This window comes from Treponema denticola (assembly GCF_024181605.1).
In the GTDB taxonomy this organism is placed as follows: domain Bacteria; phylum Spirochaetota; class Spirochaetia; order Treponematales; family Treponemataceae; genus Treponema_B; species Treponema_B denticola_B.
This window is the reverse complement of the sequence record NZ_CP054477.1, coordinates 500,481-524,147: the sequence shown is the minus strand read 5'-3', so window position 1 is coordinate 524,147 and position 23,667 is coordinate 500,481. Positions and strand designations below refer to the sequence as shown.

At 40.4% G+C, this 23,667-nt stretch carries 18 protein-coding genes and 1 tRNA gene; 8 read left to right on the top strand and 11 right to left on the bottom strand.

The window, feature by feature from the left end:
* The 7 genes from E4N80_RS02275 to E4N80_RS02245 all read right to left on the bottom strand — a co-directional run bounded on the left by E4N80_RS02275 (window position 1) and on the right by E4N80_RS02245 (window position 9,392).
* Window positions 1-648, bottom strand: coding sequence for a PTS sugar transporter subunit IIA (locus E4N80_RS02275; protein WP_253700115.1), 648 nt, complete (start codon window positions 646-648; stop codon window positions 1-3).
* Window positions 649-759: 111 nt separating this feature from the next.
* Window positions 760-1,986 carry an FprA family A-type flavoprotein gene (locus tag E4N80_RS02270; RefSeq protein WP_253700113.1) on the bottom strand — a complete coding sequence of 409 codons (1,227 nt, stop codon included), beginning with the start codon at window positions 1,984-1,986 and terminating at the stop codon, window positions 760-762.
* A gap of 170 nt (window positions 1,987-2,156) precedes the next feature.
* Entirely contained in the window at window positions 2,157-3,197 is a 1,041-nt protein-coding gene (locus tag E4N80_RS02265) for an ABC transporter ATP-binding protein (RefSeq protein WP_010691263.1), read from the bottom strand.
* Window positions 3,194-4,171, bottom strand: coding sequence for an ABC transporter ATP-binding protein (locus tag E4N80_RS02260; protein WP_002685959.1), 978 nt, complete (start codon window positions 4,169-4,171; stop codon window positions 3,194-3,196). Before E4N80_RS02260 ends, E4N80_RS02265 begins: the two co-directional genes overlap by 4 nt.
* A gap of 12 nt (window positions 4,172-4,183) precedes the next feature.
* Window positions 4,184-5,578 carry an ABC transporter permease gene (locus tag E4N80_RS02255; protein ID WP_253700111.1) on the bottom strand — a complete coding sequence of 465 codons (1,395 nt, stop codon included), beginning with the start codon at window positions 5,576-5,578 and terminating at the stop codon, window positions 4,184-4,186.
* Window positions 5,578-6,618, bottom strand: a complete 1,041-nt coding sequence (locus E4N80_RS02250; RefSeq protein WP_002671803.1) for an ABC transporter permease — start codon at window positions 6,616-6,618, stop codon at window positions 5,578-5,580. Before E4N80_RS02250 ends, E4N80_RS02255 begins: the two co-directional genes overlap by 1 nt.
* Window positions 6,619-6,776: 158 nt before the next feature.
* Complete coding sequence (locus E4N80_RS02245; RefSeq protein ID WP_253700109.1) at window positions 6,777-9,392, bottom strand: ABC transporter substrate-binding protein; 2,616 nt, start codon at window positions 9,390-9,392, stop codon at window positions 6,777-6,779.
* A 204-nt stretch (window positions 9,393-9,596) separates the two neighbouring features.
* On the opposite strand from E4N80_RS02245, the gene E4N80_RS02240 reads away from it, so the two are divergent.
* The 7 genes from E4N80_RS02240 (at window position 9,597) to E4N80_RS02210 (ending at window position 16,813) form a co-directional block, all read left to right on the top strand.
* Window positions 9,597-11,372 (top strand): ABC transporter substrate-binding protein, encoded by a 1,776-nt coding sequence (locus E4N80_RS02240; RefSeq protein WP_253700108.1) that lies wholly within the window; start codon window positions 9,597-9,599, stop codon window positions 11,370-11,372.
* An 87-nt stretch (window positions 11,373-11,459) separates the two neighbouring features.
* A complete protein-coding gene (locus tag E4N80_RS02235) occupies window positions 11,460-12,485 on the top strand; it encodes an ABC transporter permease (RefSeq protein ID WP_253700106.1) in 1,026 nt (341 codons plus the stop codon).
* Window positions 12,486-13,502 carry an ABC transporter permease gene (locus tag E4N80_RS02230; RefSeq protein WP_253700104.1) on the top strand — a complete coding sequence of 339 codons (1,017 nt, stop codon included), beginning with the start codon at window positions 12,486-12,488 and terminating at the stop codon, window positions 13,500-13,502. It abuts the gene before it with no gap.
* On the top strand, window positions 13,499-14,491 hold the full coding sequence (locus tag E4N80_RS02225; RefSeq protein ID WP_002677543.1) for an ABC transporter ATP-binding protein: 993 nt from the start codon (window positions 13,499-13,501) through the stop codon (window positions 14,489-14,491). Before E4N80_RS02230 ends, E4N80_RS02225 begins: the two co-directional genes overlap by 4 nt.
* A complete protein-coding gene (locus tag E4N80_RS02220; protein WP_253700102.1) occupies window positions 14,484-15,641 on the top strand; it encodes an ABC transporter ATP-binding protein in 1,158 nt (385 codons plus the stop codon). Before E4N80_RS02225 ends, E4N80_RS02220 begins: the two co-directional genes overlap by 8 nt.
* 50 nt (window positions 15,642-15,691) lie before the next feature.
* Window positions 15,692-15,850, top strand: coding sequence for a hypothetical protein (locus tag E4N80_RS02215; protein WP_253700100.1), 159 nt, complete (start codon window positions 15,692-15,694; stop codon window positions 15,848-15,850).
* Between the two features lie 267 nt (window positions 15,851-16,117).
* Complete coding sequence (locus tag E4N80_RS02210) at window positions 16,118-16,813, top strand: ATP-binding protein (protein ID WP_253700099.1); 696 nt, start codon at window positions 16,118-16,120, stop codon at window positions 16,811-16,813.
* Between the two features lie 55 nt (window positions 16,814-16,868).
* Here the strand turns inward: E4N80_RS02210 and metG are convergent, their stop codons facing one another.
* The 4 genes from metG to E4N80_RS02190 all read right to left on the bottom strand — a co-directional run bounded on the left by metG (window position 16,869) and on the right by E4N80_RS02190 (window position 23,168).
* Window positions 16,869-19,247 carry a methionine--tRNA ligase gene (metG, locus tag E4N80_RS02205; RefSeq protein WP_253700097.1) on the bottom strand — a complete coding sequence of 793 codons (2,379 nt, stop codon included), beginning with the start codon at window positions 19,245-19,247 and terminating at the stop codon, window positions 16,869-16,871.
* A gap of 78 nt (window positions 19,248-19,325) precedes the next feature.
* A tRNA-Sec gene (locus E4N80_RS02200) sits at window positions 19,326-19,414 on the bottom strand.
* Between the two features lie 32 nt (window positions 19,415-19,446).
* Complete coding sequence (locus E4N80_RS02195) at window positions 19,447-21,321, bottom strand: ABC transporter ATP-binding protein (protein WP_253700095.1); 1,875 nt, start codon at window positions 21,319-21,321, stop codon at window positions 19,447-19,449.
* Window positions 21,321-23,168 (bottom strand): ABC transporter ATP-binding protein, encoded by a 1,848-nt coding sequence (locus E4N80_RS02190; RefSeq protein ID WP_253700093.1) that lies wholly within the window; start codon window positions 23,166-23,168, stop codon window positions 21,321-21,323. Before E4N80_RS02190 ends, E4N80_RS02195 begins: the two co-directional genes overlap by 1 nt.
* Window positions 23,169-23,456: 288 nt before the next feature.
* Between E4N80_RS02190 and E4N80_RS12915 the strand changes: the two genes are divergently transcribed.
* Window positions 23,457-23,591: a hypothetical protein gene (locus E4N80_RS12915; RefSeq protein ID WP_301338669.1), complete on the top strand. Its 135-nt coding sequence runs from the start codon at window positions 23,457-23,459 to the stop codon at window positions 23,589-23,591.
* The last annotated feature ends 76 nt before the right edge of the window (window positions 23,592-23,667 follow it).

Sequence of the window (23,667 nt, the reverse complement as noted above, 5' to 3'; positions counted from 1 at the left end):
CTACTCGCACAAAAGGGCGTAAATCTCCATGGGGTCGGTTGAATTTAAGAGGCTGCTTTTAAGCTCTTCATTACGCAGTTTTGCACTAAAATGGGAGATTGTCTGCAAATAATAATCATGCTGATTGTTTGCAGCGGCAATCATAAAAACCAATCTCACGGGATTTCCGTCAACCGCATCAAAATCTAAAATATCCCTTTTGGAAATACCTACAGCCATTACAAGATCGGTAACTGAGGACAATCTTACATGGGGAATAGCAATTCCTCTTCCTACAGCCGTTGACATGAGCGCTTCTCTTTTTAGTATGGAATCTAAAAGCTCTGCAGAATTTTTTACCTGAGGAGCCTTAGCCAGTACCTCGGACATCATAACCAAAACATCATGCTTTGAAGCATAATCCAAAAGGACAACCCTGTCGGGCGACAAAAAACTTTCGGTTACTATTTTATGCTGCTTAGGAACTGAAGTTTTTGAAGAAGCTAACCTCTCATCAACCCAGCTCTCAATATCATCTTTTTTAAAACGCCAGACCGTTCCAATCTTTCCGGCAGGTATTTCACCTTTTTGAGCCCACTCGTAGACGGTTCTTTCGGAAACACGCAAATAACGGGCAACTTCTTCAATAGTTAAAATTTCGCTTGCCAATAACTTACCTCACTAAACATTTAAGCTCGCTCGACTAAACATACAAACAAAAAAATGAGCTCAAATATTTTGCATAAAATGTAAGAATATGTCAAGATATAGCAAAGATTTTTATCCGTTTTTTACGGTCCTTGCCAATTCCCTGCCTCTTTCTTTTAATATCCGCTTATCCTCATCGCTGAGCTTACCCTGCCATTCATGGGATTCGATATTGGTCCACTTAAATTTTTCTATTTTTTCCTCGTATTCTTTTTTGGCTCCTCCTACCCAGCCCCAGCTTCCTATGCGGAACACCTTTTTATTGATAAAGTGTTTTCTTTCAAAGAGGTCAAGGATATGGGCCATGGGCGGAAACATTTTGTACTCATAGGTAGGCATTGCCAATAAAAGACCTGCAGAGCGGTAGGCCTCGCCTAAAATAAAGGTAGCATCCGTGTCGGGAATTCTATAGATAGAATAAGGTACGCCTTCTTCATCTATGCCTTCAATAACCGCATCAAGACCGGCCTTGGTATAACCGTACATTGAGCCCCAAATAATACAGATGGTCTTTTCCAAGCCGCTTCCGGTTCCGGTATTATAATCTGCAAATTTTTTATAAAGCTCTACGATTCGTGAAGGATTTCCCCTCCAAACCAGACCGTGACTCGGACAAATAAATTTAAGCTCGAGAGCGGCGAGTTTTTCGATTCCCTTGTTTACAAAGCTGCTAAAGCTGGCCACAATATTTGCATAGTACCTAAGGGCCTCGTTTTCAAAAAATTTAAGCTCATCTTCCGTATGCTGATCATCGAAGATTTTTTCGCCTATACAGCCGTATGAGCCGAAAGCATCGCAAGAAAATAAAATTTTATCGTCAGGATCATAGGTCATCATGGTTTCGGGCCAGTGGATATTGGGAGTTTCATAAAATACAAGTTTTTTACCTGCGCCCAGATCCAAAACCTCTCCGTCTTTTACGGCCCTTACCCCCTCGTCTATCTTAAAAAAGTTTTTGACAAGGGCAGCCCCTTTTGCAGAAGCCAAGATTTCGGCCTTAGGATTTTCTTCCTTTACAAGGCTTATAAGGTCTGCATGGTCAGGTTCAAGATGGTTTAAAATTACATAATCAAAAGAAGAAAATGAAAGGCCTATGGACTCAAGCTGCTTCCGGTAGGAGTCTACCGAGCCGTCCCAGTCTTTTACTATATCTATAAGGGCTGTTTTTTCTCCCTTTACAACATAAGAATTTATCGAAACGCCGTGGGGCAATAACCATATACCTTCAAAGCGGGCAGTTCTGTCATGTATATCTGCATGAATACAATGAACGCTTTCCGTAAGTTTTTTTGCTTCCATAAAATTGATACCTCCATAAGGGCATCTATAAAAACCTTGTTGGATTTTTATAGATGCCTGACGAGTTTTTCATAAGTCCTTACATATCAATGACTTATGAAAAACATCGCAAATATTATCATAAGAAACGCATTTGCTCAAGAGAATTAAAGCAGTTTTTAAACTCCATTTTACCCCTTCTTAATCTCTTCGGCCTTTCGGCAAGCATGAAAGTGCCCCTTTCCAATGTCCATCAAAGAAGGTTCTTCCATAGACGAACAGGATTCATCTGCATATGGACATCTCGTATGGAAGCGGCAGCCCGAAGGCACATTTGCAGGAGAAGGAATTTCTCCCGAAATGGGGAGTTTTTTAATCACCTCAAGCATTCCCGGTTTAGGCTCGGGAACGGCTTCAATCAGGGCCTGAGTATAGGGATGCATGGGATTGTCTATAACATCATCGGCATCGCCCATCTCTACGATGCGGCCGAGATACATAACCGCTATTCTGTCGGTAAAATACCTTGCCGTTGAAAGGTCGTGAGTAATATACAGATAGGTTAAACCCAGTTTCCTTTGAACCTCCCTCATCATGTGAAGAATTTCCGCACGGGTTGAAAGGTCTATCATCGAAACAGGCTCATCTGCAACTATAACCTCAGGATTTAGGATAAGGGTTCTGGCCGTAGCTATACGCTGCCTTTGACCGCCCGAAAGCATGTGAGGATAGCGTGTCATAAATTCCTCAGGCGGATTGAGCTTTACTTCCGAAATAGCCTTGATGATTTTTTCATCGTTTTCGGCCCTTGTTCCCTTAATCTTATGAATAAGAAGCGGTTCTTCCATTACATCCCGAATTTTAAAACGGGGATTCATAGAAGCATAAGGGTCTTGGAAAATCATCTGAACACGGCGGCGGTAAAAGGCAGTTTTTTCCTTATCGCTGTTTGTAACATCCTCACCATTATATAGGATTGTTCCCTCGGTAGGAGTATGAAGCTTCATCGCTATCTTCCCAATCGTAGTTTTACCTGAACCCGATTCCCCTATAAGACCGAAGATTTCTCCCCTCCTCAAACGCAAGGTAACATCATCTACAGCCTTTATCTTTTTGGTTGTTCCTTTTGAAAGGCTTTGGACAAAACCTTGATGGGGCTCAAAATATTTTTTTATATTAATCAGTTCAAGAACATGGTCATTAGGATCTATCTTTTTTTCGTTATCGCTCATTTTACACACCTCCAACATGCTACTTGATGCCCCGGTTCAACCTCTATAAGAGGAGGTTCAACTTCGAAGCACTTATCCATTGTACAATGACACCTCGGATTAAAGCGGCAGCCCTTGGGCGGAGAAATAAGGTCGGGCGGCGTTCCCGGAATATAGGAAAGCTCGCTTACCCTCTTTCTTAAAAGAGGTGTTGCCTGTAAAAGTTTTTGGGTATATGGGTGCAGGGGCTCTTTACCGTATATCTGATCATTGGTTCCGAGCTCGGCAATTTTTCCCGCATACATAACACAAATCCTATCCGAAATCTCGGCTTCAAGCGACAGATCGTGGGTAATAAATATAAAGGAAAGCTTAAATTTCTGTTTTAGTTCCTTTAAAAGGTTTATAATCTGGGCTTGAACAATAACATCGAGGGCAGTAGTAGGTTCATCCAAGATAACCAGTTTAGGCTTTAAGAATAAACCGCTTGCTATAACAACCCTCTGCTTCATTCCTCCGGAAAGTTCATGGGGATAGCGGTTTAAAACTTCGGGCGGAAGGCCGACATAGCCCAAATACTCTTCCATTAGGTCTTGAGCTTCTTTATCGCTCATTTCTTTGTGCTCCCTCAAGGTTTCAAGCATCTGTTTTCCGATTGTGTAAACCGGAGTTAGACTGTTCATAGCTCCTTGGAATACCATCGAAATTTCCTGCCAGCGTACATTTTTTCTTATCTCTGAATCGGAGAGGGGAACAATGTCCCTTCCATTGATTATAATCTGAGAATTTTCCTCTACTCTTCCGGGAGGAGAGGGCATTTTAAGCAGAGCCATACCTGTAGTCGTTTTACCGCAGCCTGATTCTCCTACAAGTCCCAGCGTTTCGCCGGCATGAAGGGTAAAACTCACATCATCCAAGGCTTTTACAATACCTGCGGAGGTGTGATAGTACAATCTCAAGTTTTTTACATCAAGAACTACTTCTTTATTTTCCATATTAAAACCTCCTTACCTTGTCCTGAGTTTAGGATGCAGTATCTTATCCATTGCAAAACCTAGGAATGCAAATATCATACCCAAAAGGGCTATAAAAAGACCGGGAGGAATAATCCACCACCATAAGCCGTTTAAGGTTGCGCCGGAGCTTTGTGCATCATGGAGAATTTGTCCCCAAGTTACAATAGAAGGATCTCCCAAACCTAAAAGTGAAAGAGAGGATTCAAAAATAATAGCTCCCGGAACCGAACTTGCCATAATAGCAAAAGAATACGGCAAAAGAAGAGGTGCGATATGTTTTAGAATGATTCTCCATTTTCCGGCACCGAGGGCCTTTGCGGCTTCAATATAGGTTTCTTCCTTTATTTGTAAAGCCATTGAGCGGACGGTTTTTACCGAGCCTGTCCAGCCGAAGATAATAAGAGCGAGGATTATCATCCAGATACTGGGTTTAAAAACTGCGGCTGCTACAATCAATATAGGAATAATAGGAACGGACACGACTATTTCAAAGATAAACATCATAACCGTATCAACCGCTCTGCCGAAATAAGCACTTATAATTCCGTACATAACACCTACCAAAACGGAAATAATACTTGCAACAAGACCTATTAAAAGAGCCCATTTTAAACCGGCCATAACACCGGAAAATAAATCTCTCTTGTTTAGGTCGGTACCTAAAAGCCCCGAAACAGCTCCCGGAATTATAAGCCGCGGATTTTCAATCTTATTGGCAGAGTTGGATGCAACATCTTTAGGTATAACGAATTTAAAAACATATTCCCCCTTTAAAGGCTTTTTATCCCTGTACATGGTCTTTGAAACTTCAGAGAACAATAACTGAACAGAATTTGCGTTTCCCGATGTAGTAGATGCACCGTAAGCAGCCGTAAATTGCTGCATTGTAGATTTTGCATCGGTTAAAACCGTAAAACGGCTGTGATAATCTTTTAAATTTCCTTTTTGAAAAACACCGAGCTCTATACGCTTTCCATCGGGGCGGATAACATCCATACTCATTATTACATCACCGGTAAGTTCGGCTCTAAAAATAATGTTATTGGGATTTTTATCGTAATTATAGTTATATTTAAAACTATAAACCTTAGCCTGACCGAAATGCTCCGATTCTTCTTCCGTAATCTCAGGCTCGGTAAACCGAACCGTCCTAGCCGATTTTTTTGCGCTGAATAATTCCGACCATACGGGAGGAGCGGAAGCAGGGTTATCTTCCCAATAAGAAATATTATGCCAATTATCGTTTGTTCCTTTAAAGGGCAAGACAATAGGTTCAAGTATAATCAAAAGTATAAGTAAACCTAAAAGAACTATGGCGACAATGCCTATCTTTTCTTTTTTAAAATCATTCCAAAATTCTTTAAATCTATCAATAAAATTTTTCATTATTCCTTGCCTCCGACTTTTATACGCGGGTCTAAGAAACCGTAAACCAGATCAAGGATTATAAGACCTGCTTGATAAAGACCTGTTGTAATGGCCAAATCTCCCATTAAGACAGGAATATCGTTTTGCTGAACAGCAATCCAATAAAGCTGGCCTAAACCGGGCCACGAAAAAATACCCTCAAATATGATACTTCCCGACATCGAGGCCAAAAAGGAGAGCAAAATCATCGTTACCAAGGGAGGCGCCGATGTCCTTAAAGTGTGGCCGTGAAGGACCTTCTTTTCGGGGATACCACGCGCCCTTGCACTCATTATAAAATCTTCCTGCAAGGTACCCAAAACAAGGTTTCGTATAATGTAAGCCGTACTCCAAAAACCCAAGAAAACCAAGGTAAGAATCGGAAGAGCAAGATGCTGTATCCTATCAAATATAAACCGTATACCTTCCGGCACCGGAACCGAGTTTACACCTCCCGAAGGGAAAAGGGGAATTTTATAAACAAACAAAAATATTAAAAGCATGGCTAACCACCAGCTGGGCATACCGTAAATGATAAGAGTAATCAAACTTGTTGTCTTATCCTGCCGGCTTCCCGGCTTTTGGGCTTTTTTTAAACCCAGGGCTAAACCAATCAGCGTATTAATCACAAAGGCTGTTGTAAAAAGCAAGAGGGTTCTGGGAATCGCTTCTCCCAATATTTTGATAACCTCTTGAGAACCCGTTAAGGATTTTATTGTTGTCGATTTACCGAAATCAAAGGTTAGAACCCTCTTTGCGTTGTGTAAAACACGCTCAACTAAGGGCCTGTCTAATCTATATTGTCTAATAAGGGTCAATTCTTGATCTTTACGCCATGCCATTATCTGTTCGGCAGTCATATTTTTTAGACCCTTTGCTTCAGCACGTACCATTTCCATTATCTGGCTGCGCTGAACCTTTTCATTTATCTGGTTAAACAAAAAAGAAAAGATAAAAATAAGAATGGAATATATTACCACACCGCGTAAAATACGTTTAAGTGCATACCACTTGTACATAAAAGTCTCCTACAAAATTTAGGCTTGAGCTCAAGGCACATTACCGCTAAAAAAGCTCAAAATGCCTCAAAGCTTTTTGGTCATCTCTAAAAACATTGTTATACTTTTAGAGATGACCCGCTTCAAGGCATCTCGATTTAACTTACAATCTTAAAATCCTATTTAAGGATTGTAAAACTTACCGAATTTGCTGAAGGCGGTTCATCGGAAATTGAGGTTAATACAACCATTATATATTCCACGCCTTTTTCAAGTCCGGCTAAGTCTGATGCAGGTACGGTAATTGTGAATTTACCGTCACCTATTGCTTTAGCATCATAAGTCTTCTCTCCGCCTGAAGGAAGCTGGAGACGGCCTTCTACCTTTCCCTTATCGAGAGGAACTCTTTCAACCTCAGGATAAGCATACTTGGAAACGGTTACCTCAAATACGGCATCCTTGTCGGCTGAAGGGGCTACAGGAGCCTTGACATACTGAATTTCGGTAAGATCCGTTCTAAACATATTCGGGAAGTAGTCGCTCTTGTAAGGATATTTATCAAAGTTAGCCAATACAACGGAACTTGTAATAGGATCGATTTTTTCGAACATTAAAGGACCTGTCGTAATATAAGCATTTCCGTATTTTTCGATAAAGTCTATAGAAGCCTTGTATCTCTTAAGGGCATAATCTTCATTTATAAAATCCTTTAAAGACACGGGAATATGCTTTGAAGCAACAAAATCTTCCAATTTAGCCTTGATATCTGCAAGACAATCGGGGTTTTTAACGTTTGCTTCTACACCGCGCTCTCCGCCGTCTTTAGCAAAGTTATAAACCGTTCCGCTCTTTGAGCCGTGTACTACGATTTCTGCCAAGGCTTCATAAATTTCCCAAGGTACGTTTGTTCTTCGTCCGGGGTTAGCAGCCTTTACGCTTAAACCGCCTACAGTTATAGCTGTATCTCTTGGAATAGGAGCATGGAAGTAGTTACTGTATGTAGTGATAGAACCGTCCTTATTAAATACTATACCTTTTGTGGTCTTAAGATTTGGAAGAGTTACACTGCTTAAAGGAGCATCATAGTAGAGGTCTCCCTCTCCGTCTTGAATAGCCCACTCATAAGCAAAAGCAAAGGCATACCTGACATCGTTAAGATCGACAGGCTCGCCGTGATGCCAGTAATAACCGTCTACCAGCTTACCTGTTGCAACAGTTGCAACACTTTGACCGGACCCGGCAGGAACCCATTTTTTTGAAGCCGTATCATACATAACGGCTTCTGCAGGAACGTGAATATCACCGCCCATTGCAAGTTCATCATCGCCTTCTTCCGTCTTGTTGCCTGTGGCTACAAATTTGGGAGCAAATTTTGTATTTGCAACATCAACCGTTGACATAGCAAATTCCAATCGTCCTACGGCAGGGTTATCAAAGGAAGCTCTATCGGTAACGGCATTAAAAAAGGCTGTACTATAGGCATCACTAAAGCCCTGTCCGCCTACAGGATCCCATTCAGACATAAATAAGGAGCCTTGAGCCGAATACTGCAATACGCGCAAAACTCTCTTTCCTTTATAGGGGCCGTCTGTATCGGGCTTAACATCGGCACATCTTACGGTCCAGCCGTTAAAGCCGTCAGAGGTTCCATAGAAAAGACGCGAATTAAATCTTCCCTTGTTGGCTACATATAAATCGTTTTGAGAAACAACATAAACGCGGACAGCCTCTCCCATTCCTATAGCACACATATCGGTTGTCTCGCTAAAGAATTCTTCGGCAGTCAAATACTGTCCGTATGCGGCCTTTTTACCTAAAACATCGAGTTTTTCGTTTGAATAATTCCAGAATTCGGCCTCTCCGCCTCCGGGCATGTAGCCATAGAAGGGGCTGTACATCTGGCAAAGAGGGACTTCCCAAGTTACATAGAAACCGCCTGAACCCCATCCTTCAAGGTACATAGACCAATCATAGTTGGCAGGGTTTCCGCCGTAAACAAGACTACCGGCTGTTTTTCTATCACGCTCAAAACCTTCAACCGTAAGACCGGCTTTTTCAATTTGAGCATGAATATAGCGGGCTGCAGGAAGACGGCCTGTAGGATCGTCAACACGCATTATTGACTTAATTGTAACGGGCTTACCCTTATACATCCATTTTCCGTTTTCTTTTACAAGTTTTCCCTTGTTTTCTGCAAGTTGAGAAGCCTTTTGCATAGCATCTTCAATCATGCCGATAGCTTTTTGCTCATCTCCCGTTTCGGTGATACCGAATTTGGAAGCCAAGATATTATAGCGGTATGCTCCGGGAAGACCTACCGTACAGGGTGTGTACATAGGAGAGCCTTCACCTAAAAGAAGTTCATCTACCAATTTTTTTCGGTTGATTAACCAGTTAAAGGCATAGCGGACTTCCTTGATTGCAACGGGGTTAAACATTTCCTCTCCGGCTTCCGTCTTCCAAACATATGGTGCCTTGTTGGGAATAGGATTAAATAGAAGAGACCAATAACCTGTAGGAACGGGATAAACATCTATCTTATCTCTGTCTTCATCGCTCAAACCCGACAAAAGTACGGGCGGAACAGAGGTAAACATAAGATCGGCTTTTCCCTCAATAACATCTTTTAAGGCTACTGTCTGATCGGTACTTACGGAGTAAATAACCTTATCTACATAGGTACCATTCTTTACCGGACTTTTACCTCCTGCGGCAGTTCCGGCACCGCCTCCGCATGCAGTAAATACCAAAGCCACTGCAAGCATACATGATAAAAACTTAACAAAACTTTTCATCAAATTCCTCCTGTTGTTTTTATGTGTTTAAAACACTACTTATTATTAAAACATACTATTGAGGATTTGTCAAATATTTTTTATTTTTTATTTATTTATTTTTTATCAAACATTTTTTTGCCTTAACCTTTACATATTTATTGTTTTATGCTATACTTTTCTTCGGTAATGTATATTACCGACAAAAAACACTTGGAGGACACTATGAAAAAAATTATGGTGCTAATTGTAACACTGGTGCTCGCTTTTTCCTTGATCGCTTGCGGCGGAAACGGTGCGGCAACTAAGACAAACGAAAAGCCATTCGTTGTAGCTTCCGCCGAATTTAACGGCGACTTTTACAGAGGCTGGACAAATTCGTCTTATGACGACGATATCCGGAAGTTGATTTGGGCATTCGGTCTTATGAACGAAAATTCCAAAGGTCAAGTTGAGGACTCTCTTCTCGTTGCAGAAAAAAAGGTAAGCGATGACCTTAAAACATGGACATTTAAGCTTGTAAAAGAAGCAAAATTCCATAACGGTGAAGCTTTAACTGCAAAGGATGTAAAGTTTACCTATGACTTTTACATGGACACAAAAGCTTTAGGCGATACGGGCGGATCATCAACAATCAACGATTATGTTGAAAGTATTGAAATTGATGAAGCTGCAAATACCGTAACTTTCCATCTTAAAAAGGTCAGCTACACTGTTGACGTAGATGTATTCACTCCTTTTTACCTCTTTCCCGAAGAAACCTTCACAAAAGGTGCAAAGGAAGAAGGCATTACAGTACAGCAGTATGTTAAAAAGAACATTTCAAAGCCCATCGGTTACGGTCCCTACAAGATGACCGAATACAAAGAAGGCGAATATGTTAAGTTGGAAGCCTTTAAAGACTACCTCGGTAAGGCACCTGCCATCAAAGAAGTTATCGTTAAGGTTGTTCCCAGCGAAACAGAACTTGATCAGCTCCTTCAGGGTGAAGTAGACATGCTGACAAGCCAAGGTCAAGCCGAAAAAATCGATCCCGTTAAAGACAAGCCCGGCTTTTCTTACACAAATTACTACAGACACGGAGGAGGAACTATTGCTCTTCACTGTAACTTCGGTCCCACTTCTCTTACGGAAGTACGACAGGCCTTTGCCTATGTTCTTAACAGACCGAAAATCGTCGAGCTTTTCTTAGGTCAATACGGTATTTCTTCTAACGGACCCTACTCCAAAAACGACTGGACATTGTGGGATGATGATGAAGAAAACCTTATCGGAACAGCTGCCGTAGGTAAATTTGAAAGCACCTTGACAAGCTACGATATCTTGGATGCCGACGGAAAATTCGATGAAGCTGCAAATATTGCAAAAGCTCAAGAACTTCTTGATATGGCAGCCAAGAGAACCGATGGAGATTATGCAAAACTTACAGGTAATGCAAAATCAGGTTATCTCTGGGAGGGTAAACCCCTTGAAATCAAGATTACTTACACACCTTTCTGGTCCGATACATATAACCTCATATTTAATGATACTTATGTTTCAAAGCTCGGCTTTAAGATTAGTTTAACAGGTCTTGATTGGCCCGTAATGTACAGCCACTGGACAGGAGACACAAAAGAAGAAAGAACTTATCATGCTTTCGTTGGCGGTGTAAGTTATACACTCAAAGCCAATCCCAAATCCGACTACGCAACAAAGCTTATTAATTCTTGGGGACAGCCATCTATCAACAATGTAATGTTCTCGGGAGGTTCTTCTTATACCCCTGCAGAATGGGATCAGCTGCTTGATGACATCGAAAATGCACATCCCATAACCGGAAGAGATGAATACAGGAAAAACTGGAGAAAATTCATAACCACTATAAATAAAGAACTTCCCGTTATCCCTGTTTACTCAAACAATTATTTTGACCTCTTTACGGATAAATTGGAAAACTTCCATACTACAGCTTTGTGGAACTGGGCAAGAGCTTTACCTGAAGCAAATTGGAAAAAATAATTAATCCAATACTGATTGTTTAACTCAATCATAAGACCTCTTGTTTAATTTAAGCGGAGGTCTTATTTTTTACCTAAAGGAGATTTTATGGCAAATAATAATGTAAGCGGTTCAAAATCGCTGTTTGAAATCCTTTTTCCATATGTCCGGTATATATTCAAGCGTTTAGTATCAATAATTCCGGTATTAATAATCATGTCGGTTGCTATATTTATACTCATCAACCTGATGCCTGGAGATCCCATACTGGCAATGCTTGATCCAGAAAAGACCAAGGCTATGACGCCGGAAGAAAGAGCCCTATATATTGAAAATATGAGAAAATTTTTAGGATACGATAAGGGCCCTGTAGAAAGATATTTTTTATGGATGGGAGATACTTTTCGAGGAGAATTCGGGTATTCAATAAAATACAATAAACCTGTAAACGAATTTATAGGTACATATATTGGAAGATCTTTTAAAATAAATATTTGGGGCTTTCTTTTAGCCTTTTTAATTTCGATTCCGGTAGGAATCACGGCAGCAGTAAAAAAGAATAGTTTTTTTGATAAAACCGTAACGGTTTTAACAATAATAGGTATATCCCTGCCCTCTTTCTTTTTAGCTCTGCTTTTAATAATGATGTTCGTTATATTTATGCAAATTTTACCCTTTTCAGGTATGTCGGACCCTAGAGGAATTCTTCCCAGCTGGCATTATATCATATTACCGGTTACGGTAGTAGTTCTTACCTCTCTTGTAGGCCTAATCAGGTATATAAGATCTGCTATGATAGACATCTTAAAATCCGATTATATAAGAACGGCAAGAGCAAAAGGTCTTGCAGAAAAGGTAGTTATATACCGCCACGCCTTTCAAAATGCTTTAATACCTGTTGTTACCCTCATCGGTTTATACATACCGGGACTATTCGGCGGTTCCATAATAGTAGAAAAAATATTTGCTTATCCCGGAATGGGATTACTGATGAACTATGCTTACGGCTTTAAGGACAGAGCAGTATTGCAGACTGTTCTCTTATTCTTTGGACTTCTTACATTATTGGGTAACATTTTTATAGATGTAGGATATATGGTCGTAGATCCGAGGATTCGGGAAGGAAAGGTTTAAATGGCTAAAGAAGAAGACAAAAATTTCAGTGAAAAAGACGAAGTTATTCTATCCCCGACACAACAGATAAGAATCAAATTCAAAAATAACAGACTGGCTATGATAGGCTTTTATATGTTTGTTACAATAGTCCTCCTTGTTGTAGTAACGCATTTCTATACCAAATTCACAGGCTATGATTTTGCAAAAACCGATCCTACAATAAGAAATAATCCTCCTTCATGGGCACATCCCTTCGGAACGGACAAGTACGGACGTGATACCTTTATGAGAGTTCTCGAAGGAGGCTGGATTTCTTTACAGGTAGGCTTTTTATCCACATTTATGGCTGTAACCATAGGCTTAACTATGGGTGCAATTGCAGGATTTTTTAGCGGACGGGTAGATAATATCATTATGAGGATTATCGAAATACTTTCCTCATTCCCCTTCTTGGCAATTGCCTATACAATCTCTGCTATATTCAGGGAAAAACCGCCTGAATTCAGGCTCTATGTAATAGTTATAATCCTAGGTTTTTTAAGTTGGACAGGTTTAGCCAGATTGATACGCGGACAAATCTTAGGTTTAAGAGAACAGGAATTTATTGTAGCTACAAGAGCTCTTGGCATAAAAAGAAGAAACCAAATTTTACGCCATCTGGTTCCCAATGTATTGCCGACGGTTGTAGTATCTGCAACCCTTACTTTTGCATACTCAATTTTGAATGAAGCATTTTTATCATTCTTAAACTTATCGGTAACGGAACCGATTCCGACATGGGGCGCTCTTTTATCGAAGGCAGCAGAAAACAGTACCAGCCTTAGAACCTTCTGGTGGATTTGGATATTCCCCGGTGCAATGCTCTTTTTCTTTATAATGAGTATCAACCTCATAGGTGAAGGTCTTAGAGACTCTATTGACCCAAAGGCCGAATATACCACCAAAAAACAAAGAAAAGAGGCAAAGGCAAGGCGAAAAGAAGAAAAAATCCTTGCAAAACAGGCTAAGCAAGCAGCAAAGGAGGCGGCTGTATGAAAAATCCTCTACTTGAAGTTAAAAATTTACATACATACTTTTTTACGAATAAGGGTACGGTAAAAGCCGTCCAAGGTGTAGATTTTACAATTGAAGCCGGTAAAACTTTGGGAATAGTAGGAGAATCAGGCTCAGGTAAATCCATCACAGCCTTTAGTATTCTCAACCTTCTTGAATATCCGGGTAAAATTGTTCAGGGAGAAATAAATTTCGGCGGAGTAAATCTTGTAAACTTAGACAAACATGAAATAAGAAAGATCAGGGGTAACGATATATCGATGATATTCCAAGAGCCTATGACCTCTCTTAATCCCGTTCACAGGGTAGGAAGACAGCTGAGCGAGCCTTTAATTCTTCATCAGCACATGTCAAAAAAAGAAGCATGGGCTGCCGCTATCGAGCTTTTGCGGGAAGTAAAAATCCCTAATCCGGAAAACGTAGTTTATAACTACCCCTTCCAGCTTTCGGGAGGAATGAGACAGCGCGTAATGATAGCGATGGCCTTGGCTTGCGAACCCCGCCTTTTGATAGCCGATGAGCCTACAACAGCCCTTGACGTTACAATACAGGCACAGATATTTAAGTTGATGAACGATTTAAAGAAAAAGCACAACACGGCAATCATGTTTATCACCCACGACTTGGGTGCCATTGCAGAATTGGCCGATGACGTTGCTGTAATGTACACGGGAGAAATCGTTGAAAGGGCTCCGGTAGACGTTATCTTTGACCGGCAGACTCAATTTTCTCATCCTTATAAGGAAGGCTTGCTTGAATCAATCCCCCTCTTGGATGAAGAAGTAGAATATCTCGCTCAAATTCAAGGAAGTGTACCTCATCCTCTTAAACTTCCCAAGGGTTGTAGATTTTCGACAAGGTGCGAATATGCAACCGAAAAATGCCGAAACGAAAAGCCCGAATTGGTTGAAGTAGAAGAAGGACACTTAATCAGATGCTTTTATCCGAAATCAGGAGGTAGACATGAGTAAGATATTATTGGAAACTCGAGGCCTTAAACAGTATTTTCCTACCGGCAAAACACGGAATGAGAGAAATAACCTCAAAAGAACAGCAAACGAAGCAATAGATCTTTACAAAAAAATATTCAATGCCGAAGCCGGCATAAATCAGCTTATTGATATGCATAAAAGCGGTAAGGACCTAGGCAAGGAGCTGACCGACCTAATTTTGGACTATGAAACTTATTCGGCCCTGCATGGTCAAAACTTGTGCGTAATCGCCAATGACGGTATCGACCTAGTTATCCATGAAGGAGAAACCGTAGGCCTTGTAGGAGAATCCGGCTGCGGAAAGTCAACCTTAGGACGCACAATCCTAAAACTTTATAAGCCCACAGCAGGCGAAATCTTTTTTGAAGGTGAAAACATAACGAATTACACTGTACCTCAGATGATGCCCTTAAGAAAAAAGATGCAGATTATCTTCCAAGACCCCTACTCCTCTCTTAATCCTAAGATGACTGTAGGACAAATCATAGGCGAGGCCTTGCTTGAACATGGAATGTTCAATAAAAAAGACCCCGAATATGAAAAGTATGTAAAGGAGATAATGAACACTTGCGGCCTGGCAGACTATATGATTTACAGATATCCTCATGAATTTTCAGGCGGTCAAAGGCAGCGAATCGGTATAGCACGGGCCCTCGCATTAAAACCCAAATTCATAGTATGCGATGAAGCCGTTTCAGCCTTGGACGTATCGATTCAGTCCCAGATCATAAACCTCCTCAATGACTTACAAAAAGAATTTGACCTGTCCTATTTGTTTATTTCGCATGACCTTTCGGTTGTAAAGCACATAAGCGATAGAATCGGTGTTATGTATTTGGGAAATATGGTCGAATTTACCGATAAACGCGAAATGTATGCCAACCCTCTTCATCCTTATACAAAAGTCCTTCTTTCAGCCATTCCTGAAACGGACTTACAGAAGATGAGAACAAAGAGGCGAATCTTATTGGAAGGAGACATTCCGTCCAACATCATCACGCCCACAGGCTGTAAATTCCATACAAGATGCCCCATTGCAAAGGATATATGCAAACGCGAAGTTCCTCAATTTAAGGAAGAAAAGCCGGGACATTTTGTTGCCTGCCACTTTAGCGGAGCGGAGCTGTAATGTTTTTTAGAGACCATGAGCATAGTTTAAAGTCAAAAAGGCGTCAAGCTATGGAAGAAAAGGAAGAATTGAATCATCTGCGGGAAGAAGCAAACCTTGAAAAAGGAGATGTGCCTGCCCTAATAATAGCGGCCCTTACAACCTTGCTGCCTATCGCAGCCATAATTGTATTAGCCTATTATCTGATATCAATGTTCATCTTCGGCTAGACACTTAAACAAAAGGGATGTTCCTTTAAGGAGCATCCCTTTTTTCTCATCCTAACTTTATACAAAATAATCAAATTTACTATTGTAAGAATTGAGAAAGAGTGATATTATAATGAATAATATCGTGCAAATCACAAAATTTTTCATTATAGGAGATTCTGATATGAAAATTGAAAGATCTGAATACATTGAAAAGCTGGAAAATAGACTTCATAATGGAATGATAAAAGTAGTAACGGGAATTCGCAGAAGCGGAAAATCGGTTATTTGACTAAATTATTTGAGGAAACCTATATTAAAGATATTGTTGAAAGAAACAAAATTGAAAAAGTTGTAGAACTGAATGATATGATAAACATATTGGCCTCTTCCATCGGTTCATTGACCAATCCAAGTAAGATTTTAAATACTTTTCAAAGCAAATTGAAATCTAAAGTTAGTTTAAACACCATTCGGAGTTATTTGGAATATCTTAAAAATGCCTATGTAATTAGTGAAGCAAATCGATATGATGTAAAAGGCCGAAGATACATAGGAACACCGCTAAAATATTATTTTGAAGATATTGAGCTTAGGAATGCAAGACTCGGATTCAGACAGACTGAAGAATCACACCTCATGGAAAATATTATTTATAATGAACTCAAAAGAAGAGGTTTTTCTGTAGATGTAGGTTCTCTCGAGAAACAAAAAACAATGGACGGCAAAAACAGAGAAAGATTTTTTTTGGAGATAGACTTTGTAGCGAATTTGGGAAGCAAGAGATACTATATACAATCTGCACTTAACATGTCTGCAGAGGAAAAGGAGAAGCAGGAAAAAGCTTCATTACTTGAGATTAAGGATTCTTTTAAAAAAATAATCATTGTTAAAGATGGTCTGCCTGTCAGACGGGATGAAAGCGGGATTATAACAATGGATCTGTTTGATTTTCTGTTAAATGCAGAATCATTGGGAGATTAAATCAAACATTTAAAAACACTCGGGTTTATATCAAATCATAAACCCGAAAATCGGCCTAGCCTGCTTCTCCGGTTTTTACCTTTTCAAGCTTCATTTCTTTTCCGGCAGCCAAGAGCTTTTTGCCCTCAATTTTAGGAATATAATCTTCCATTAAGATGGGAGCTGCAAAGAAGGTGTCTGCGTCTATCTCTGCCGGTTTTTGTGCATAAAAAGCTTTTACGGCCTCGGGGTCTGAAATATCGGCATCGCCTTCAAGGATTACAGGCGTTCCGGGAGCAGCCCACGGGGCTTGAAGAAGCTCGACATGTTCTTTTTCTTCTTCATCATACCAGCTTGCCGCCAAAAGCATACCCTTCGACTCGATACCGCGCATTTTTCTAGGTTTTAGGTTGTCGGCAATTATGACGGTTTTTCCTAAGATTTCGTCTTCTTTTAAAAAGGGCACAAGACCTGAAAGGATTGTTCTTTCTTCGCCGGAGCCGTCATCAAGTTTTTCGATGTAGAGCTTGTCTGCATCGGGATGCCTTTCGACGGATATAATCTTGGCGGTTTTTAAGGCAATCTTTTTTGAAAAAAGCTCGGCCGGAGAGAGTTTAACTTCCGGCTTTGCAGAAGAAGCAGCATCGGATTTTGAAGAACCGCCGTCCTTACAAGCTGAACAGCCTTTTTCCGATTTTTTTCTGTCCTTTTGACTTCCCGAATAGCGTTCGCGATAGGCATCGATGACCTTGTTATCGAGGGTCTTAAAGATGATTACGGGGTTTTCTACCGTTTTAAGTCCTTCCCTTTCGCCTAAATTTTTCCATGAAAGGAAGACTCCTTCGGGCTTATTAAATTGCGGGGCCTTACCGTCAAAGATATTTCCCGACCAAATCTTTTGACCGAAAAAGCCTGCGGCCTGATCGGCGTATTGGGGCATATAGGGATGAATTAAAATTAAAATATCCTTTATAAGATAGCAAAGCTCAGCCATAAGGGCTTCGGCATATTCAGGATCGGTTTCGCGCCTCTTCCAAGGCTCTCCATCTTGAAAGGCCTTGTTTGCAACTGAGGAGAGGGCAAAGGCTTCATGGAAGGAATCTCTAAGCTCGGCCCAATCCGAAAGCTCCGTTATCTTTTTGAAGCTTGCAGAGGCGGCCTCCCTTAAAGATTTTACCATACTCTTTATATCTTCCCGACCGGATTTTGCTCCGTCAACTTGGGGTATTTTGCCATCATAATAGCGGTGAACAAAGGTGGCAGTCCTGTTTACAAGATTGCAGAGGTTTCCTATAAGCTCGCTGTTGACCCTCTCCTGAAAATCCTTCCATGTAAACTGGGTGTCATTTTTTTCGGGGCGGTTATAAAAGATGTAGAACCTCCACATATCGGCAGGGATACCCGATTCTTTGGCATCGTTTCCGAAAACGCCCACTCCTTTCGACTTTGAAAATTTTCCGTTCTCGTAATTAAGGTACTCGGTGCCGGACATGTGAAAGAGTTTTGTCCAATTTTTTCCGGAACCTATGAGAGAACAGGGGAAGATTACCGTATGGAAGGGAATATTATCTTTTCCGATAAACTGAAAAAGCTCTACATCATTTTGATCAAGCCACCATGCCTTCCAATCCTTTCCGGCAAGGTCTGCCCAGCACTTTGTTATCGAAATATAGCCGATTGGAGCGTCAAACCATACATAAAAAACCTTGTCTTCAAAGCCTTTTTTGGGCACGGGGATTCCCCATTTAAGGTCCCTTGTTATAGCCCTTTCTTGAAGGCCGTCCCTAAGCCAGCTTTTTGACATTTGAAGAGCATTGTTTGACCATCGGCCCTTCTCTGCTGTCTTAGGCATCCACTTTTCGTACTCCGGTACGATTTTGGGAAGGTTTATATAAAGATGGGTTGTAGAGCGCACTTCGGGAGAAGCACCGCAAGAAGAACAACGGGGTTCTTTTAAATCGGTAGGATCTAAAAGTTTTCCGCAATGCTCGCACTGGTCGCCCCTTGCTCCATCATAGGAACATAAAGGACAGGTACCCAATACATAGCGGTCGGCCAAAAAGCGCTTACAGGATGGGCAGTAAAGCTGTTCTATAGTGTGCTCGGTAATGTAGCCGTTTTTATCGAGGCCATTAAAAATACCCTGAGTTATTTCGGTCTGCTGCGGTGTAGAAGTTCTTCCAAAATAGTCGAAGGCAATATTAAACCAATTGTAAATTTCAGCATGAATTGCATGATAGAATGAGCATAGCTCTTCGGGGCTCTTTTTTTCTTCGAGAGCCTTTGTCTCGGTAGCGGTTCCGTATTCGTCGGTGCCGCAAATATAAAGAGTTTCATATTCTTTTAAGCGGCAAAAGCGCGCAAATACATCAGCGGATAATACTTGAATTAAATTTCCCAAATGGGGAAAATTGTTTACATAGGGCAAAGCCGAGGTTACTAATTTTCGTTTCATAGAAATAATTATGGATTATTATTAAAAAAAAATCAACTACCTGCATCAGCCTACGGTTAGTTTTAGTCTGCGGAAAAACGGAAGAGGCAGGAATCGAACCTGCCATTGCGAATTATGCAACCTACGGTTTTGAAGACCGCGGGAGCCACCAGACCCCATCTGCTTCCTCAAGGACTATACACAAAATCAGAGCTTTTGTCTAGGGGTGGTTTTGATAATACTGTGCTTGGGCGTTCCACAATTTGCTGTAAAGGCCGTCTTTCGCTAAAAGTTCTTCGTGGCTGCCTTCTTGAACTATGAGACCAGCGTCAAAGACCAAAATATGGGAACAAAACTTACAGGAAGAAAGACGGTGCGAAATATACAGGGAGGTTTTGTTTTTTACAAGACCGTCGAATTTAGAGTAGATTTCGGCTTCGGCAATGGGGTCGAGGGCGGCTGTAGGTTCATCCAAGATTATAAGGGGAGCATCCTTATAAAGGGCTCGGGCTATTGCAATCTTTTGCCCCTCCCCGCCTGAAATGTTTACGCCTTCATCATCGAAGTTTTTATAAAGATAAGTTTCTTCAGCATTTTTAAACTTAGAAAGATCGAGACCGGTATTTTTTAAAACTTCCAAAACCTTGAGTTTATCGTAGGCCTCGCCGCCCGAAATGTTTTGGGCAAGAGGGAGAGCAAGGAGTTTAAAATCCTGAAATACTACGGAAAAAAGATTTAGGTATTCTTTATAGTCATATTCTTTTATGTTTTTTCCGTTAAAAAGGATTTCGCCTTCTATTGGGTCATAGAGGCGGCAGAGGAGCTTTACAAATGTGGTCTTACCGCTCCCGTTTTTACCGACTACGGCAAGCCGCTCGCCCTGCCTTAAAGTAAGGTTTAAATTCTTTAAAACGCTCTTTTCGGAATCGGGATAAGCAAAGGAAACATTTTTAAATTCTATAAGAGGAGCATCAACCGATTGATAATTGACCGGAGCCTTGTTCATACACATTCCGTTTTTTATATCCAAGAAGTCAAACACATCCTTTAAAAATTCCCTATTGTTTTTTGCCTCCCCTGCAACCGTAAAGATTTCGGTGAGGGCGGAAGAAAGGGCTGTGATGCTTGCCGCATATTGCATGAGGTTTCCGGCTGGGAAAGCTCCGCCTAAAGCCTTTAGCCCCACAAAGCCGTAAATGATTATTAAAAGAGAGGTAGAAATAAAGGCCGATAAAAAAGCAAAAAAGCCCATCTCTTTTTTAGCATATTGCGAAACCCTTCCGCCCGGCATAAAAATATTACTGGAAGCTCTTATTATGTTACCCTCTTTTTGCTGGCCGTACATACGCACATCCATTGCTCGGTTTTTTTCGTTAAAAAGTCTAAAGAAAAAACTAAACACCCTGTTTCCTTCTGTGGCCCCCTCCGAAACAATTGCCCAGTAGGAATCGGACATTGTCTGAAGCTTTGCAGGAATGAGGATTAAAAGTACGATACTAAAAAGAATTACAAAGATAAACAAAGGATTGTTTAAAAAGGCCAATTCGGAACTTTGAACCTTAAAGCTAAAAAGGCTTACACTCAAGGCGAGCGAAGTAATAACGGAAGTAATATGTGTAGAACACTTTGGATATATCCATAGGATTTTTTCCAAGCCCCAGCCTCCGTAATTTGTATTTTGCCACATCCTTGTATAAATCTCATTTGTTTTTGCGGATTCAACATCTTGAAAGTCCATGCTTAAAAACTTTTGAACATAGATATCTTGCAGTTTATAATCAACGCTCCGGCCTTCATAGTTTGCCCATCGTTTAAATAAAGAAGAAACAAGCATACAGACGGCCGTTAAAATAAGAGAGAGTAAAACCAAACTTTTGATTTTTGATAAATCTCCTTTCCCCGAATAAATTAAAACAAGCTCGTTTATAATTCTTGCCGAAAAGAAAATACCTATAAAGGGCAAGAGGCTTGTAAAAACTTTTTCGCCAAGCACGGAAATAAAAAACAAAGGCGCCTTTTTAAAGAGAAGCAAAAAAGCCCGCCGATTCAAGCCCTTGTTATGTCTTTTTTGATTATATCCTTTTTCAGTTTTCATCAGATTTCTCCTAAACCTTCAGGCAATTCTTTATCATGTTCTTCCTTATAATACTTGCTTTGTACTTCAAAAAGATGAGCGTACTCACCGCCCTTTTTTAAAAGAGAATCATGGGTGCCTTCTTCGATTATTTTTCCGTCCTTTATAAAAATAATCCTGTCGCAAAAGCGGGTGGAAGCAAGCCTGTGCGAAATAAAAATAGAAGTTTTGTCCTTCGATAAATCGTTATACTTAGTATAAAGCTCATGTTCAGCGATAGGGTCCAAGGCTGCCGTCGGTTCATCCAATATTAAAAAGGGCCTGTCATTGTAAAGAGCCCTTGCAAGTAAGAGCTTTTGAGTTTCGCCGCCCGAAAGTTCTACGGCATCAAAGAAGATGTCCTTACAAAGACGGGTTTCTTCTTTTTGGGGAAGAGTTTGAACCTTATCGTAAAGTCCCGAAAGCTTTAGAACCTCTTCAATCCTCTCCTTGTTAATGTCCTCTCGGGCTTGTGCAATGTTTACCGCAATACTAGTAGGCAAAATAGAAAACTCCTGAAAGACCGCACTAAAGCACTTATAGTATTCGCTTCGGTTAAATTCTTTTATATTTTTTCCGTTAAACAAAACCTCTCCTTGGGTTGGATCATAAAGTCCGGTAATCAATTTTACAAGGCTTGTTTTTCCTGCTCCGTTTAAGCCAACAATGGCAAGCTTTTCTTTGGGCTTCAAAGTCAAATTGAACCTATCCAAAACAGGAGTTCCACCTTCCGAATATAAAAGACTTACATCTTTTAGCTCGATGAGGTTTTCTTTTTGTAGAGGAATTTTTTCACCTTTTTCAAATAGGTAATCTTCTTTAAATTCAAAAAATTCTCTAAGGCGGGAAATATCCAGACTCTGTTTATGCAAAACGGAAAACCGATTTAAAATACCGCTTACCCATTGAGTAAAAGTTCCCGCTGCGGCAAAATAAAGAATAAATTGGGGAACGCTTATATTTTTTTGTAAGACAAGACTTATCAGCCAATAATAAATAAGACCGTTCCGCAAAAATGTTAAAACAAGGTCTGCAAGGTCGGCAAAAAAATAACGCTTTTCTCCTTTGAGGTGAAAATTGCTGTAAAGCCTTAAATGCTTTTCATATAATTCTTTAAGCCAAGCCTCCATTCCGAAAAGGCGGATATCCTTTGCAAGCTGCTTATTTTTTCCGGTTTGGGTTATGTAGCGTAAATGATTTACATGCTTATTTTCTTCATCACGCCTCTTATACATCCAAGAGCTTACACTGTTGGTGATAAAAAAGCTCACGCAGGTTGTCAAAAGTGTAATTAAAATTATATTAATATTTAAGGAAGCAAGGATAACAAGATAGATGATAAAGCAAAGAAGGTATTGAAGAAGCCCCTGTAAGGTAGTCCAAATAGCTTCGGTAGATTCCGAGTTACCGCCGGTAACATCCATCGCCTTATTTTTCTTTGCTTCAAAATCCTTATTATCCAAGTTATTATAGGAAGTGTTCATCGCCTTACTGCCTATCATAAAAATAAGCTCACTCCTAACTCCAATCCGCCCGAATAGATGGTTCGTTTGCAGATAAGAAAGGAGTCCGCGTAAAAGCATTAAAGAAAAAGCAAAGGCAAAAATAGTTATTAAAAGATTTTTAATGGAAGCATTGCTTTGAATAAGGCTCAAAACGGCAGGCGCAAAAAATATCGAAATTAAATTATCTCCAACATATAAAAGAGATTCCAGCAAAATCAAAACAGGCACCGACTTATAAGTTCTAAAAGATGTTTTAAGCATAAACAAAACATTGCTTAAAATCCCGTATTTTATAGGTTCTTCTTTCTTTTCCTCTTTTTCCATAAGGGAAGATGATAACATAAATAGGGAAAAGTGTCAAAGGCGAGGATAATTTAACAAGGCAGATAATTTAACCGCAGAGGACGCAAAGACCGCTGAGATTTTTTTTATAATTTACTATTTTTTTCAAATATTCTATATAACTTATCTTTACCCATAAATCGGGGTTTCCAAAGGGGTAGCCCCTTTGGCAGCGCGGGAAAAAGAGGGGGTATAGGGGGAGAGAAAACCCTGCTCTGAACGGGGTGTTCTCTCCCCCTATATATACAAGCAAGGCAAGAATATAGGTTAATGTCAACTTTTGAGATGGATATTAAGGATAGGGTTAAGCGGGAAACAGCCAAACTTATGAAAAACAGAGGTTATCCCATTTCCGAGATTTTGTTAATGACCGGACTTCCCGAAGAAGAAATCGAAAAACTGTAGATTAGGGGCTCCGCCCCTAAGAACCCGCATTGTTATCAAATTTTTAGTTTAATCTTTAGTTGAGATTGAAAACAGA